Genomic DNA, 15,115 nt, shown 5'->3' with positions numbered 1-15,115 from the left:
GTTCACGCTGCCCTCGCGATGATGGGATAGGTGACAGCGTCGCAGATGCGCAGGTCGGCGCTGACCATGCCGCTGCGGCCATCCTCGAACTTGACCTGGGTGCTGATGAACTGGCTCGGCTTGCCGCTGTACAGGGCATCGATCAGCACCGCATATTTTTCGGCGATGAACTTGCGCCGCACCTTGCGCGTGCGCGTCAGTTCATCGTCGTCCGGATCGAGTTCCTTGTGCAGCACCAGGAAGCGGTGAATCTGGGTCTCGCCCATCAGCGCCTCGGCCGCCAGGTCGGCGTTGACCTTTTCCACGCATTCCTTGATCAGCTCATAGGTGGTGGCGTGGGCGGCCAGGTCGGTGTAGCCGGCATAGGCGATATTGCGCCGCTCGGCCCAGTTGCCGACGGCTTCCATGTCGATATTGATGAATGCGCACACCTGTTCGCGGCCGTCGCCAAAGGCCACGGCTTCTTTAATGAACGGGAAAAATTTGAGCTTGTTCTCGATGTAGTTGGGCGCGAAGATGGTCCCGGAGCGCATCTTGCCCACATCTGCGGCGCGGTCGATGATCTTGAGGTGGCCGTCGGCATCGAACACGCCCGCGTCGCCGGTGTGAAAGTAGCCGTCGGCGTCAATGACTTCGGCGGTCGCTTCCGGGCGCCTGAAGTAGCCGTCCATGGTGGCCGCCGACTTTACCAGTACTTCGCCATTGTCGCCCAGCCTGACCTCCACGCCCGGCGCCGGCAGACCCACGCTGTCAAACTTGATGTTCCCGTCCGGCTGCAGGCACACGTAGGCGCAGGTTTCGGTGGAGCCGTACAACTGCTTGAGATTGACGCCAATGGAGCGGTAAAAGCGAAACAGGTCCGGGCCGATCGCGGCGCCGGCCGTGTAGGCCACCCGCACCCGCGACAGACCCAGTACATTTTTCAGCGGTCCGTACACCAGGACCCTGCCCACAGCGTACAGGGCGCGGTCACCCGCTGCCACCGGCTTGCCATCCAAAATGGCGGCGCCGCAGCGCCTGGCCACGTCCATGAAAAAGTGGAACATGCGGCGCTTGATGGCGCCCGCGTCTTCCATGCGGATCATGACGGTGGTGAGCATGTTCTCGAACACGCGCGGCGGCGCAAAATAATACGTGGGTCCTATTTCACGCAGGTCTGTTAGTACCGTGTCGCCCGACTCGGGACAGTTGACCGTGAAGCCTGCCACCAGTGCCTGCGCCATGGAGAACAGGCAGTCGCCCACCCAGGCCATGGGCAGGTAGGACAGGATGTCTTCGCGCTCGGTCAGCTTGTCAAAGCCCACGCCGCCGGTACCGGCCGCGATCAGGGATGCATGCGACTGGCATACGCCCTTCGGTTTGCCGGTGGTGCCGGAGGTGTACAGGATGATGGCCGTGTCGCTGCCCTGGCCGGCCTTGACGGCGGCATCAAAGGCGCCGGGATTGGCGCTGTCCCAGGCGCGCCCCAGTTCCTGCAGCCTGGCCAGCGGCAGCAGAGCATCGTCCTTGTAATGACGCATCCCGCGTTCGTCTTCATAAATGATATGGCGCAGCTGCGGGCACTGGGCCTGCAGTTCCAGCATTTTGTCGACCTGTTCCTGGTCTTCCACGACCGCAAAGGCGATGTCGGCGTCGGTCAGTACGTACGCCATGTCGCCCGCCGGGGCGTCCTGGTATAAAGGCACCGGCACGCCGCCGATGCACTGGGCCGCGAGCATGGCCCAGTACAGGCGCGGGCGGTTATCGCCGATAATGGCCAGGTTCATGCCGCGCTTGAAGCCGAGCGAGGCCAGGCCGCAAGCGAGCGCGCGCACTTGGGCATTGACCTCGCTCCAGTTCCAGGTCTGCCAGATGCCGAGGTATTTCTCGCGGAAGGCGGGGCGCTGGCCGCGTACCTGGCCGTGCGCGATCAGGCGCCGCGGAAAAGTATGCAGTTCCAGGCCGTCGCTTGTGTTCACCGTTCGTCCCCTCGTTTTTTTTGTGTGATGATATTAGCGTGCGTTTGATGTGCAGGTTGTCTTTTGCACGACAATTGCGCCACTTTCGATGCTGCGTTGCACAAACCACGGCCCCCATGAAAAAAGACCATGACCTTACCGACCCAGACTTTGATTGACCACCTGCGTTCCACGATCTGGGCGCGCGCCCTCACGGCAGCGGAGATGGCGCGGGTGGAAGCCGACTGTTTCGAGCAGTTCGTGCCCAAGGGCGGTTTCGTATGCCGCAAGGGTGAAGCGCTGGAAAACTGGGTGGGGATTATCGATGGCCTGGTCAAGATCAACAATTTTTCCCCCGACGGCAAGAACGTCACCTTTGCCGGCGTGCCGCCCGGTGGCTGGTTCGGCGAGGGCTCGCTGCTCAAGGACCAGTTTCGCAAATACGATGTGATGGCCCTGCGCGACACCCGCGTGGCCCGCATGCCGCGTGCGACCTTCGAGTGGCTGCTCGAAGGGTCGCTGCCCTTCAACCGCTTTTTGCTCATGCAGCTCAACGAGCGCCTCGGACAGTTCATCGGGCTGGTCGAAAACGACCGCACGCTCGATATCGACACCCGGGTGGCGCGCTGCCTGGCCGCCATGTTCAATTCGCACCTGTACCCGGGCCTGGAAAAGGTGGTGCAGATCTCGCAGGAAGAAATCGGCTACCTGTCGGGCGCCTCGCGCCAGCGCGCCAACCAGGCCTTGCAGCTGCTGGAGCGGGAAGGGCTGCTGCGGCTCGATTACGGCGGCATCCGGGTGCTGGACCTGGAAGGGCTGCGCCACTTCCAGGCGTGAGGGTTTTTTCCCCTTTGGAGTTATGATGGATGTTGAGCGAGCCAGACTGACCAACCCGAGTTTTTGCCCATGCCTACATCTGCCACCCCGAGCACGCGCGCAGCCCGCCTGCAGCAGCTGCGCGACGCCATGCGCCGTGAAGGAATCGACGCCCTGATCGTGCCTTCGAGCGACCCGCATTTGTCCGAATATCTGCCGGCGCACTGGAAGGGCCGCGAATGGCTGTCCGGCTTCACCGGCTCGGTCGGCACCTTCATTGCCACCGCCGATTTTGCCGGCGTCTGGACCGATAATCGCTACTGGACCCAGGCCGAGACAGAATTGGAGGGCAGCGGCATCGCGCTCATGAAAATCCCGTCCGGGAACAGCCTGCAGCATATCGACTGGCTGGCCGAGACGCTGCAGCCGCGCCAGACGGTGGCGGTGGACGCGCGCGTGCTGGGCCTTGCCACCGCGCGCGCGCTGCAGGCGGCGCTTGAAGCGCGGGGCATTGGCCTGCGCACCGACATCGACCTGCTCGACGCGTTCTGGCACGAGCGTCCGGGCCTCCCGCCCGACGCCGTGATCGAGCACGCGCCGCCGTATGCCACCATCAACCGTACCGGCAAGCTGGCGGCAGTTCGCGCCGCCATGGCTGCCTTGGGCGCGACCCATCACTTCATCTCCACGCTCGACGATGTTGCGTGGCTGTTCAACCTGCGCGGTGCCGATGTGACCTACAACCCGGTGTTCCTGGCCCACGCGCTCATAGGTCCCCAGGGCGCCACCGTGTTTGTGGGTGAATCCAAGATCGGCCCGGAGCTGCGCCAGCGCCTCATGGCCGACGGCGTGGAAGTGGCCACCTACGGCGACGCCGCGCCCACCCTTTCCAGCCTGGGCGCGGGCACGGTATTGCTGATCGACCCGCGCCGCGTCACGGCCGGCATGCGCGAAGCGGTCGGCCCCGGTGCCACGGTCATTGAATCGATCAATCCGTCCACCCTGGCCAAGTCGCGCAAGGATGAGGTGGAAGCGGCCCATGTGCGCGCCACCATGGAGCAAGATGGCGCAGCCCTGTGCGAATTTTTTGCCTGGCTCGAGGCGCAGCTGGGCGACCCGGCGCGCGCGCCTCTCACGGAACTGGCGATCGATGAGCGGATCACGGCGGCGCGTGCGCGCCGGCCGGGCTTTGTCAGCCCGAGCTTTGGCACCATTGCCGGCTTCAATGCCAACGGCGCCATCATCCACTACCGCGCCACGGCGCCGTCGCACGCCGTCATCGAGGGCGACGGCCTGCTGCTGATTGACTCGGGCGGGCAGTACCTGGGCGGCACCACCGATATCACGCGCGTGGTCCCGGTGGGCACCATCACGGCGGCGCACCGGCGCGACTTCACGCTGGTGCTCAAGGGCCTCATTGCCCTGTCGGCGGCCCAGTTTCCGCGCGGGGTGCGCTCGCCCCTGCTCGATGCGATTGCGCGCGCGCCGATCTGGTCGGCCGGCATCGACTATGGCCACGGCACCGGGCACGGGGTTGGCTTTTTCCTCAATGTCCACGAAGGCCCGCAATCGATCTCGCCGTCCACCATGCCCGAGCCCCATACGGCCATGGAGGCCGGCATGATCACTTCCATCGAGCCTGGCATTTACCGGCCGGGACGCTGGGGTATCCGGATCGAGAACCTGGTACTGAACCGGCATGCCGGGACCACGGAGTTTGGCGACTTCCTGCGCTTTGAAACGCTCACGCTGTGTCCCATCGACACGCGCTGCCTGGACCGCGCACTGCTGCGCGCCGACGAACTGGCATGGATCAACGATTATCACGGCGTGGTGCGCGCCCGCCTGGCGCCACACGTCGCCGGCGATGCCGCGCGCTGGCTCGAAGAACGAACGAGGGAATTCTGATGTCAACTGCACGCTCCACCCGCGCCAGCAGCGCGGTCGACCGCCTCAAGGAACGCACCGGCAACCCCGGCTACTCCATGGCGCGCACCGGCGACGGCCTGTTTTTCCTGTCCGAGGAACCTGGCGGTCCGCCGTTGTGCGAGCCGCTCGAGCTCGACGCATTCGTCGCCTTTGTCAAAAAGCTCGGCCCGCAGGAAGTGCGGCGTGTGAGCAAGTATGACGTCGCTTTTGAAAAGCAGCTGGTCAAGAAAAAACCGCAACAATAAGGTCAGCAGGATGCGCGCCAGTGCGCTGGCGCCACGAAAGGGAAAAGCATGCTTACGTCCGAACTGATTGCCTCCTACTGGTCGGCGCCGGAAATCGGCACCAATCTCGTCATCCTGCTGCACCTGGCGGGGGCACTCCTGCTTGGCCTGCTGGTCGGCTACGAGCGTTCTTACCACGGGCGCGCGGCAGGCATGCGTACCTATGGCCTGGTATGCATGGCGTCGTGCGCGCTGACCATCGTGAGCGGCTATCCGGGTTTCTGGTTCGGCGGCAGCAGCGACTCGCTCATGATGTCGGTCGACCCCACCCGCGTGATCCAGGGCATTGTGACTGGCATCGGCTTTCTGGGCGCGGGCGTCATCATGCGCGAAGGCTTCAACATCAGCGGCCTGACAACTGCCGCCTCGATCTGGACGTCCTCGGTGATCGGGGTGCTGGTGGGTGTGGGCTTCTACCTGGCGGCCATGGGACTGGCGTTTTTCGCGGCCATGATCATGATCTATCTGTCCAAGATCGAAGCATGGCTGCCGTCACGCCATGCAGTGGCCATCATGATGCGCTTCAAGCCCGATTTCGCGCCCCGCATGGACAAGCTGCGCAGCATCGCCCTGCAGCGCGGCTACACCATTGCCGGCGGCTCGCTTACCATCGGCAGCGTCAACGGCATGCAGGAATGGCGCTTCGTGGCGCTGGCCCTGTCCAAGAAAAGCGGCGCGCCGCTGCCCGAGCTGGCCTCCGAACTGGCCGCGTTCGCCGGCATCGACAGCTTCCAGGTGTCGCACGCGCGCAACTAGACCACCACCAACCTAAAGGACGCGCCATGACAGCGCAGCAGATTCTCGATTTCTGGTTTTTACCGCCGTCCGACCCGGGCCACGGCCAGCCGCGCCAGGAATGGTTCAAGAAGGATGACGCCTTTGACGCCGCCATCGAAGAGCGATTCGCAGGCCTGATCCAGCAGGCCGTGGCCGGCGGCCTGCGCGAGTGGGATACCGAGGGCCCGCAAGGCACGCTGGCGCGCATCCTCGTGCTCGACCAGTTCACCCGCAATGCGGCGCGCGGCCAGCCGGCCGCATTTGCGGGCGATGCGCTGGCGCTGGCGGCCGCGCGCCAGCTGGTCGATTCCGGCCAACACCTGCAATTGAGTCCCATGCAGCGCTGGTTTGCCTACATGCCGTTCGAGCACGCGGAGGATGCCCACATGCAGGAGCAGTCGGTGACGCTGTTTACGGCCCTGGCGGCCGAGCACCCCGGCTTCGAACAGGCGCTCGACTACGCGCATCGCCACCGCGGCGTGATCGCGCGCTTTGGCCGCTTCCCCCACCGAAATCCCATCCTGGGACGGGCCAGCAGCGCCGAGGAACTGGCATACCTGGCACTGCCCGGCGCCGGTTTCTGATGGCGCCCACCCTCAATATCATCGGCGCCGGCAAGGTGGGGCGTGTGCTTGGGCGCCTGTTTGCCGGCAGCGGCACCTTGGCGGTGCAGGATGTGCTAACCCGCTCCCCGGCCAGCGCCGTGGACGCGGTCCGGTTCATGGGGGCCGGACTGGCAGTGTCGGCGCTGGCGCACATGCGCCCGGCGCAGTGCTGGATGCTGGCCGTGGCCGATGACCAGATCGCGCCTGTCTGCGACCGGCTGGCGGCGCTGCCCCACATTGCCGGCAGCGTGGTGTTCCACTGCAGCGGCGCCAAAGCGTCCGCCGAGCTGGCCGCGGCGGCTGGCGCCGGCGCACTGACGGCCAGCGTGCATCCGGTACGCAGTTTTGCCGACCCGGCGCATGTGGCAGCGCACTTTGCCCCCACCTTCTGCGGCATCGAGGGCGATGCCGCCGCGCTCGCGCTGCTGGCAGGACCCCTGGCCGCCATTGGCGCACGTACGGTGCAGATCGACGCCGCCGCCAAGACGGTATACCACGCGGCCTCGGTGTTTGCGTCCAATTACCTGGTCACGGTGCTGGACGCCGCGCTGCGCGCCTGGCAGGCAGCCGGGGTGCCGCCGGACGTGGCACGCGCACTGGCCGCGCCGCTGGCCGCCGAAACGCTGGACAATGTACTGCGCCTGGGGCCGGAACAGGCATTGACGGGACCCATTGCGCGCGGCGACATGGCCACGGTGGCGCGCCAGCAGCAGGCGCTCGATGCCTGGGATGGCGCCAGCGGGGACTTGTACCGTGCCCTGGCCGGCGCCACCGTGGCGCTGGCGGCGCGCCGCTAGTCAGAACAGCTGCGGCGCCGGGGGGTGAATGTAGGACGCGTTGGTGTAATTGCGCCCGCCGTGCTTGGCGCCGTACAGCGCGTCGTCGGTGCGCTTGAAAAAGGCGTTTTCGCTTTCATCGTCGCGATGCTGGGCCACCCCCAGGCTGATCGTGATGACCGGCGCGCCGGGCAGGCCGAAATCATGTTCGGCCACCCGGCGGCGCAGGTTCTCGGCCATCGTGATGGCCTTGCTCAGCTTGCAGTCGCCCAGCAGCACCAGGTATTCCTCGCCGCCCCAGCGTGTCACCAGGTCGCTCTCGCGCACCACTTCCAGGGCAATGGCCGCCACCTGGCGGATCACCGAGTCGCCGGCCAGGTGGCCGAAGCGGTCGTTGACACTCTTGAAGTGGTCGATGTCGAACAGGATGGCTGACAGCGGCTGGCCATTGCGCTTGCTCACCAGGGTGCTCTGGCGGAACAGGACCGTCAAGGCCTGCCGGTTCAGCAGGCCGGTCAGGGCATCGGTGGTGGCCATCTTTTCCAGGCGCCGCTGGAAGCGGTTGACCGTCAACAGCGTGACCACCAGCACCAGCAGCGTCACGGCCAGGCTGATCAGGAAGTTGATGGTCAACAGCCGGGTCAGCGGCACGCCGTTGCCGCTCACGCTCTGTTCCACCACCAGGTACCAGTTCAGTTCCGGCACATAACGCGAGTTGACCAGCACGTCCGACTGGCCGTCGCGGTACGCCAGGCTGGTCGGCGTGGTGCTGCGGTTCAGGATGGCCGGCGCAATGGCCTTCATGCCGGAGCGCCGCTCGAGCGAACTTTCCTCCTCGTTCAGCATGACCCCCGAAAGCATGACCTTGCCACTGTCGTTGACGAAGTAGATCTTGCGCTCGTAGCGCGCCTGGTAGCGCGCCAGCACCTGGTTCATGGTGTCGAGCGTGATGGCCACGCCCGCCACGCCCAGGAACAGGCCGGTACGGTCGGTGACGCGGTGGTTGAGGAACAGGGTGGGCTGGCCCGAATACTGGGCATCGATTTCAATATTGGTTTCGTAAGCCTTGCCGGCCATGGCGCGCATGCGGAAAAACCATTCGTCCTGCTGGCGTCCCTCCTCGATGGGGTTCGGCCTGCCATAGGTGTGATACAGCATGCGGCGCTGTTCGGAACCGATGAAGCTGGCCACGGTCCCGTATTTGAGCTTGATATTGTCCAGATAGCTCTGGATCAGTGCCGGCTCGCTGCGGACATCGGCCAGCCAGTCGCGCACCACCGGGTCTTGGGCCATCATGGAAGAAATGAAGACGGGATAAAGTATATCTTTTTGCAAGCCTGCGTGGATCAGGTCGCCGGTCAGGGGCAGGGCTTGCTGCGAGATGCTGTGCTCGATGGCATCGCGCGAGGCGACGAAGGCCGCCCCGGTGGTCGTGATGAAGCCGCCGATCAGAATCAGCGTGATCCAGCCCAGCAGGCGGTAGTTCGCTGCAAACAGGCGCATCGCGGCATGTCTCGTAAAGTTTCAGAACAGCACATGAGTATCGGGCAGCGAACGGACACCTGCAATCAGAAGTTGCATTATGTGTTGCATTAATGCCCAAAGGCAAGCAATTAAATTTTGTACAAGGCAATCCCGTGTGGCGCCGGCGGTACAGGAGGGCACTGGCAGGCGCCTGTGTGGCCCGGGGACAAGCAGGCGCTATCCTGCCCGCATAAAAAGATGCACAGATGCATCGACAAACAGAAAAAATCCCAATAAGCTTGACCGATGACGGGATAGGCGGCGTTGTCGATGGGGCAGTGTTGACGCCGGGATCACGGGAACCAGGAGATGGACATGTTATTTTTGAAAACGACGTCGGTAAGCAAAGCGCCCGGCATATACGAGGTGGATGTTGCCGCCAAGCCGCCGGGCAAGACCTTTGGCATCTTCATGGCCACCGATCCCGACAATCCGCCAACGCAAGTGCTGGCCGCCCTCGAGCAGCTGGGGTTCCAGAACACGAAGCGCCAGCCCTACACGCACAAGGACAAGGGCAAGGTGCTGGACCTGCATTTCCAGAAGAACGGTACCGACCTTTTCAATGGCTGGAAGGCGGAAGAAGGGGCAGCCAACCTGGCCGCCATTGACGACATTTTCAGCAAGGTTGGCATCAAGGTGACCCCGCGCGTGATGTCACTGGCCGAAGCCTACGCCTGATTGCGCACCTCAATGTGGTACAGGGCCCACGGACAGAGCGCAAAGCGCGCCGCCAGCGGCCTGGCCGCCAGGGCCGGCAAGCGGTCTGCATCGACTACTGCCCATAGCGGCCCCAGGCCTCCAAGCGCCATTGGCTGACCATCCATGTGGGTGGCCACGATGAAGCGCTCTGAGCGCGCCTGCGCCAGCGTGATGGTGGCCGCGTAACCGTCGACCGCGCGCAGCACCAGTTGCGTCGTGTCGGTCAGCCTGGCACCGGCGGTGGCCAGCACCTCGGCCAGCAAGGGACCGCGCAGGGAATGGACCCGGGCGTCGTATTCCAGCGTCGGCTTGATTGTCAGCGCGCGCATGGCCAGCAGTGCGGCAAAATCAAAGGCATGCGCATTGGAAAACGTGAGCTGATGCTTGCTCATCATCACATCGCGTGCCGGATCAAAGGCAGGTCGGTTCGGCTTGACGTCACCGGTGACGGTCAGCAAGGCCGGGCCGCTGGCACGCTGGACGGCGGCGGCGCCAAGAATGGGAGCGGCGCCGGCTGCCAGCGCCGTGCCGAGAAAGAGGCGTTTATTCATGCGACAATGAAAAACCGTGGATGACCCCCCATCATAGCGGTTTTTCGTTACTACATTGTCATGGACCTGTTCGCATCCGCCACCGCATGGCAGCCGATTCCCCTGCCTGATGGGGACCTTGCCTTGCTGTCCCAGCTGCCATTGCCGATCGATAACGCCACCGTGCTGGCCCGGCTGGTGGAGGAAACCGCGTGGCGCGCCGATACCATCACCCTGTGGGGCAAACAATTCCTGCAGCCGCGCCTGACCTGCTGGCAGGGCGAAGCCGATTACCGCTATTCCGGGCTGACCATGAAAGCGCAAGCCTGGTCGCCCCTGGTTGCCACCCTGCGCGACGCGGTGGAAACGGCCAGCGGCTACCGCTTTAACAGCGTACTCCTGAACTACTACCGCAACGAGCGCGACAGCATGGGCATGCACAGCGATGACGAAGTGGAACTCGGTCCCGCGCCCACGATTGCTTCGCTCAGTTTTGGTGCCAGCCGCAATTTCATACTCAGGCACAAGCAGTCCAGGCAAACCGTCAAGCTGGCATTGCCTTCAGGAAGCCTGCTGATCATGCGCGGGCCGACCCAGTCGCACTGGCTCCACGGCATCAATAAATCCACGCGCGTCCTCGGCCCCCGGGTTAACCTCACTTTTCGTTATATCCGCTAACTGCTGGTAATTTCAGGCAATGTTATGCATATATTTCTGACTGATGAGTCAGTAAATAGGGGTTTTGCTTACATTCGCTTACGTATCTTACGGCTTTGGCGCACTGTTGCCGATTTGAGAATGCTATCTTGGCTACTCGCGAATCATTGGGACTCGCGAACCAGACTGTTTCACTCAAAGGAGTTCGCCATGAAAAAAATTATTTTCGCCGCCGTTGCCGCTACCGTTGCCATGTCTGCTGCCCAGGCACAGATGATCTCGAAGCCTTATGTGGGCGTGGGGGTCACCACCACCAAGCACGACCTGAACGTGAGCGGCGCGACCACCACCGAAGGTGGCGACCGCAATGCCGCGGGCAAGATTTTTATTGGCGCCGACATCACCCCGACCTTCGGCGTGGAAGCAGGCCATTCGCAAAGCTCGGATGACCATCGCGTGACGGTGGGCACCCTGTCCGGCAATGCAGAAACCCGTAGCCGCCGCAGCTACCTGGCGGCCAAGGCCACCATGCCGGTAACCGAACAGTTCTCCGTGTACGGCAAGCTGGGCGCGGTCCACACCAAGGACCGCATCAACACGGTCTATCCGGGCCTGAACTACAGCGAGAGCGATAACGGCGTGTATGCCGGTATTGGCGGCCAGTACAACATGAATGAAAAGGTTGCGCTGGTTCTGGAATACGAGCGCAACGGCAAGAAGCGCGACTTCGGCGCCAAGACTGACGCTGTCACCGTGGGCGCGCGCTACAGCTTCTGATCGCGCCGCTTATAAGTAAAAAAGCCCTGCCAAGTGATCGGCAGGGCTTTTTTTTCGACCCAACTACTTACACGGTCAGTGGCTTGTAACGGATCCGCTTGGGCTTGGCGCCTTCTTCGCCCAGGCGCTTCTTCTTGTCCGCTTCGTATTCCTGGTAATTGCCGTCAAAGAAAGTGACCTGCGAATTGCCCTCGAACGCCAGGATATGGGTCGCGATGCGGTCCAGGAACCAGCGATCGTGGGAAATGACCATCACGCTGCCGGCAAATTCCAGCAGCGCGTCTTCCAGTGCCCGCAAGGTTTCCACGTCCAGGTCGTTGGACGGTTCGTCCAGCAGCAGGACGTTGCCGCCTTGCAGCAGTGTCTTGGCCAGGTGCAGGCGGCCACGCTCACCGCCGGAGAGGTTGCCCACGATTTTTTGCTGGTCCGATCCCTTGAAGTTGAAGCGGCCCAGGTAGGCGCGCGACGGCATCTCGAAACGTCCCACCGACAGGGTATCGGCGCCGCCCGACACATCGTCGAACACGGTTTTGCTGTTGGCCAGCTCGTCGCGACTCTGGTCCACCAGGGATACCCTGGCGGTCTGGCCGATGGCCACTTCACCGCTGTCCGGCTGTTCCTTGCCGGTGATCATCTTGAACAGGGTCGACTTGCCGGCGCCGTTGGGGCCGATGATGCCGACAATGGCGCCCGGCGGCACGGTAAACGACAGGTTGTCGATCAGGAGGCGGTCGCCAAAGGCTTTCGAGACGTTTTTAAATTCAATCACGTCATTGCCCAGGCGCTCGGCCACGGGAATGAAGATTTCATTGGTCTCGTTGCGCTTCTGGTATTCGTGCTCGGACAGTTCGTTGAAGCGGGCCAGGCGCGCCTTGGACTTGGCCTGGCGTCCCTTTGGATTCTGGCGCACCCACTCCAGTTCCTTGGCAATGGTCTTCTGGCGCGACGATTCGGTCGCTTCTTCCTGCTTGAGGCGGTTGCTCTTTTGCTCCAGCCACGAGCTGTAGTTGCCTTTCCAGGGAATGCCGTGGCCGCGGTCCAGTTCCAGGATCCATTCGGCGGCATTGTCGAGGAAGTAGCGATCGTGGGTGATGCCGACCACGGTGCCGGGAAAGCGCAGCAGGAATTGCTCGAGCCAGTCCACCGATTCCGCATCGAGGTGGTTGGTCGGCTCGTCAAGGAGCAGCATGTCGGGCTTGGACAGCAGCAGGCGGCACAGCGCCACGCGCCGCTTTTCACCGCCCGACAGGATGCCGATCTTGGCGTCCCAGGGTGGCAGGCGCAGGGCGTCGGCCGCCATTTCCAGCTGCAGGTTCAGGTTGCCGCCGTCGGAGGTGGAGATGATCGCTTCCAGGCGTGCCTGCTCGGTGGCGAGGGCGTCGAAGTCGGCGTCTTCCTCGGCGTAGGCGGCGTACACGGCTTCCAGCTTGGCCTGGGCCTCGAACACTTCGCCCAGGCCCGATTCGACCACCTGGCGCACCGTCTGCTCGGGATCGAGCTGTGGTTCCTGCGGCAGGTAACCAATGTTCAGGCCAGGCATGGGCACGGCTTCGCCCTGGATGTCGGTGTCGATACCGGCCATGATTTTGAGCAGCGTCGACTTGCCCGAGCCGTTCAGGCCCAGCACGCCAATCTTGGCTCCCGGGAAGAATGACAGGGAAATGTCCTTCAGGATCTGGCGTTTTGGCGGGACGATTTTGCCCACGCGGTTCATGGTATAGACGTAATTGGCCATTAAGGACTCTCGGGGAATAAACAGAAGGTCAACAGGATACAATAAACAAGACCGCTCTTGCTGGAGTTTGGCCATCATTTCGGGGCCCCGGGGACCCCGGCGCAGGAAATGCTGGTGTAGACAAAGCGGCAACAGTTAGAATACAGGCATTCCCATCCAGCCGGAGCTTGCCGATGCAACTGCGCCATGTGTTTTCCCTGCTGCTCCTGGCCGCTGCGCCCGCGCTGGCGCAGGAACTGGCCTCGCCCTCCGGTGGCTGGAACCGCAGGGGCCAGGTCGATCAGAGTGCCCAGGCTGGCGTCGCCTATCCCTATTCGCCGATTGACCGCGGGGCCCAGGTGAACCGCAGCATGATCAAGGGGAAAATTGCCGCGTCCCGGGACAAGCGGGTACGCCACCAGTTGATTGTGAACGGCAATCCCATGCCGCTGCTGACCGACTCGTCCGGCTACTATGCGCGGCCTTACCGTTTTGGCGCGGGCAGCAACAGTGTGGAGCTGCGCACGCCGCAGGGCAAATCCATGCGACGGATCCAGTTTTACGAAGCCGACCGCAGCAGCGCCCAGCCCGTGATCCGCGTGATCTGCTCCTGGGATGACCCCGACTCGGAAATCGACATGCACATCATCACGCCCGATGGCCAGCATGCATGGTGGGCCGGGCCGGTACTCAAGACCGGCGGCGGCCTGGACACCGACAGCGTGGATGGCCCGGGCCCGGAAATGTTCACCCTGGCCTCACCCATGCGCGGCAACTATCACGTGTACATCAATTACTGGGGCAAGCTCGGTGACAACGGCTACCACTTCGATGAAACGGGCCGGCGCAAGCAGATCATCACCGCCCGCATCACGCTGGTGTTCAATGAAAACACGCCGCGCGAAAAACGCGAATCCATGGTGCTGCCGCTGCGTAGCATCGGCGACCTGAAACTGGTGAAATCCTTCCTGTATTAGGCAGCCTTCACATTTCTTTCACGCGCCCCGGCGCATGCTGCTGTCTCTCATCAAGGAGACATCACATGAAACGAACCATCCTGCGCGGCGCCGCCTGGCTTGCCGCCGTCCTGGCATTGCTGATCGGCGCCACCTACCTGTACTACCTGAGCCTGGGCATTGACAAGATTGCCCGGCCCAACGTCCATGCCACCCCGGCCGACATCGCTTACCTCAGGCAGGCCGTGCCCGACCAGCGGGGACGCATCCTGGCCGTGGTCAGCAGCGCTGCGCGCATGCCCGACGGGAAAAAGAAAGCGGGCTACGAGCTGACCGAACTGTCGCGCGCCTACTATGTCTTCAAGGTCAATGGCTACGACGTCGATATTGCCTCCCCGGCCGGCGGCCGGCCCCCGGAAGTGCTCGACGACATGACCGATCTCGATTACGCCTTTCTCAACGATCCGGCCGCGCAGGCCAGGGTGAAGCAATCGCTGCGCCTGGCAGATGTGGACGCGGCGCGCTACGACGCCATCTATTTCGTGGGCGGCAAGGGCGCCATGTTCGACTTCCCCGGCAACCCGGACGTGGCGCGCCTGGTCAAGGCAATCGGCAAGCGCGGCGTGGTGGGCGCCATCTGCCACGGCCCCGCCGCCCTGCTCAAGCTGACGGGCGAGGATGGCAAGCCTTTCGTGGCGGGCAAGCGGGTCACCATGGTCACCAATGAAGAGGAATTGTTCCTGCGTGACGATGCGCGCCAGGTATTTCCCTTCCTGCTCGAAGACCAGGCGCTCGCCGAAGGTGCCCGCTTGTCGCGCGGCCTGCTGTTTCTTGACCATGCCGTCACCGATGGCCGCCTGGTGACGGGCCAGAACCCCTGGGCTAGCTGGTCCACCGCCGAGGGCATGATCCGCGCGCTCGGCCACCAGCCCGTGGCGCGCCGGGCAACCGATGAGGAGCGCAGCGTCAAATTGCTGGCCACGTATTATCGCGACGGCTTCGAGCCGGCCCGCCGTCAGCAGGCCGAAGGGCAGGGCTTTGATAAGATGCTGCTGCTGATGCACGCGCTGGTCGCCGGCATGCAGTGGCGCCTGGACGACGCGTTCCAGATCCAGCGGCTGGCCAACCCTTAGG

At 63.5% G+C, this 15,115-nt stretch carries 15 protein-coding genes; 11 read left to right on the top strand and 4 right to left on the bottom strand.

The features are described from left to right. Nucleotides 1-2: 2 nt before the first annotated feature. The gene (locus tag KY495_RS08250) at nt 3-1,958 is read right to left on the bottom strand and encodes a long-chain fatty acid--CoA ligase (protein ID WP_229518538.1); all 1,956 of its coding nucleotides are present in this window, start codon (nt 1,956-1,958) and stop codon (nt 3-5) included. Between the two features lie 129 nt (nt 1,959-2,087). On the opposite strand from KY495_RS08250, the gene KY495_RS08245 reads away from it, so the two are divergent. The 6 genes from KY495_RS08245 (at nt 2,088) to KY495_RS08220 (ending at nt 7,145) form a co-directional block, all read left to right on the top strand. Then, nucleotides 2,088-2,774, top strand: a complete 687-nt coding sequence (locus KY495_RS08245; RefSeq protein ID WP_219883176.1) for a Crp/Fnr family transcriptional regulator — start codon at nt 2,088-2,090, stop codon at nt 2,772-2,774. 69 nt (nt 2,775-2,843) lie between these two features. Next, complete coding sequence (locus tag KY495_RS08240; RefSeq protein ID WP_219883175.1) at nt 2,844-4,661, top strand: aminopeptidase P family protein; 1,818 nt, start codon at nt 2,844-2,846, stop codon at nt 4,659-4,661. Beyond that, nucleotides 4,661-4,927 (top strand): hypothetical protein, encoded by a 267-nt coding sequence (locus tag KY495_RS08235; protein WP_219883174.1) that lies wholly within the window; start codon nt 4,661-4,663, stop codon nt 4,925-4,927. The genes KY495_RS08240 and KY495_RS08235 overlap by 1 nt, the downstream gene beginning before the upstream one ends. 48 nt (nt 4,928-4,975) lie before the next feature. Next, nucleotides 4,976-5,722 (top strand): MgtC/SapB family protein, encoded by a 747-nt coding sequence (locus tag KY495_RS08230; protein ID WP_219883173.1) that lies wholly within the window; start codon nt 4,976-4,978, stop codon nt 5,720-5,722. Nucleotides 5,723-5,748: 26 nt separating this feature from the next. Further along, on the top strand, nt 5,749-6,327 hold the full coding sequence (locus tag KY495_RS08225; protein ID WP_219883172.1) for a DUF924 family protein: 579 nt from the start codon (nt 5,749-5,751) through the stop codon (nt 6,325-6,327). Next, on the top strand, nt 6,327-7,145 hold the full coding sequence (locus KY495_RS08220; protein WP_219883171.1) for a Rossmann-like and DUF2520 domain-containing protein: 819 nt from the start codon (nt 6,327-6,329) through the stop codon (nt 7,143-7,145). Before KY495_RS08225 ends, KY495_RS08220 begins: the two co-directional genes overlap by 1 nt. Here the strand turns inward: KY495_RS08220 and KY495_RS08215 are convergent, their stop codons facing one another. Next, complete coding sequence (locus KY495_RS08215; RefSeq protein ID WP_219883170.1) at nt 7,146-8,627, bottom strand: sensor domain-containing diguanylate cyclase; 1,482 nt, start codon at nt 8,625-8,627, stop codon at nt 7,146-7,148. 336 nt (nt 8,628-8,963) lie between these two features. On the opposite strand from KY495_RS08215, the gene KY495_RS08210 reads away from it, so the two are divergent. Continuing rightward, nucleotides 8,964-9,326, top strand: coding sequence for a hypothetical protein (locus KY495_RS08210; protein ID WP_219883169.1), 363 nt, complete (start codon nt 8,964-8,966; stop codon nt 9,324-9,326). Here the strand turns inward: KY495_RS08210 and KY495_RS08205 are convergent. Continuing rightward, a complete protein-coding gene (locus tag KY495_RS08205; protein ID WP_219883168.1) occupies nt 9,317-9,898 on the bottom strand; it encodes a molybdopterin-dependent oxidoreductase in 582 nt (193 codons plus the stop codon). The two genes, KY495_RS08210 and KY495_RS08205, sit on opposite strands and share 10 nt — an antisense overlap. A gap of 60 nt (nt 9,899-9,958) precedes the next feature. On the opposite strand from KY495_RS08205, the gene KY495_RS08200 reads away from it, so the two are divergent. Both KY495_RS08200 and KY495_RS08195 read left to right on the top strand, forming a co-directional pair. Further along, the gene (locus tag KY495_RS08200) at nt 9,959-10,555 is read left to right on the top strand and encodes an alpha-ketoglutarate-dependent dioxygenase AlkB (RefSeq protein ID WP_219883167.1); all 597 of its coding nucleotides are present in this window, start codon (nt 9,959-9,961) and stop codon (nt 10,553-10,555) included. 189 nt (nt 10,556-10,744) lie between these two features. After that, nucleotides 10,745-11,311 (top strand): porin family protein, encoded by a 567-nt coding sequence (locus KY495_RS08195; protein ID WP_219883166.1) that lies wholly within the window; start codon nt 10,745-10,747, stop codon nt 11,309-11,311. Nucleotides 11,312-11,378: 67 nt separating this feature from the next. On the opposite strand, the gene ettA is transcribed toward KY495_RS08195, so the two are convergent. Beyond that, on the bottom strand, nt 11,379-13,046 hold the full coding sequence (ettA, locus tag KY495_RS08190; protein ID WP_219883165.1) for an energy-dependent translational throttle protein EttA: 1,668 nt from the start codon (nt 13,044-13,046) through the stop codon (nt 11,379-11,381). Between the two features lie 173 nt (nt 13,047-13,219). Here ettA and KY495_RS08185 point away from each other — a divergent pair, with 173 nt between their 5' ends. Together KY495_RS08185 and KY495_RS08180 are read left to right on the top strand one after the other, a co-directional pair. Next, entirely contained in the window at nt 13,220-14,002 is a 783-nt protein-coding gene (locus tag KY495_RS08185) for a YfaP family protein (protein WP_219883164.1), read from the top strand. A gap of 65 nt (nt 14,003-14,067) precedes the next feature. Beyond that, nucleotides 14,068-15,114: a type 1 glutamine amidotransferase domain-containing protein gene (locus KY495_RS08180; RefSeq protein ID WP_219883163.1), complete on the top strand. Its 1,047-nt coding sequence runs from the start codon at nt 14,068-14,070 to the stop codon at nt 15,112-15,114. Nucleotide 15,115 lies beyond the last annotated feature (1 nt).

The sequence above is a fragment of the Massilia sp. PAMC28688 genome, from assembly GCF_019443445.1.
Taxonomy (GTDB): Bacteria; Pseudomonadota; Gammaproteobacteria; order Burkholderiales; family Burkholderiaceae_D; genus Telluria_A.
The sequence above is the reverse complement of the archived record's forward strand: the minus strand, read 5'-3'. Positions and strand labels throughout refer to the sequence as shown.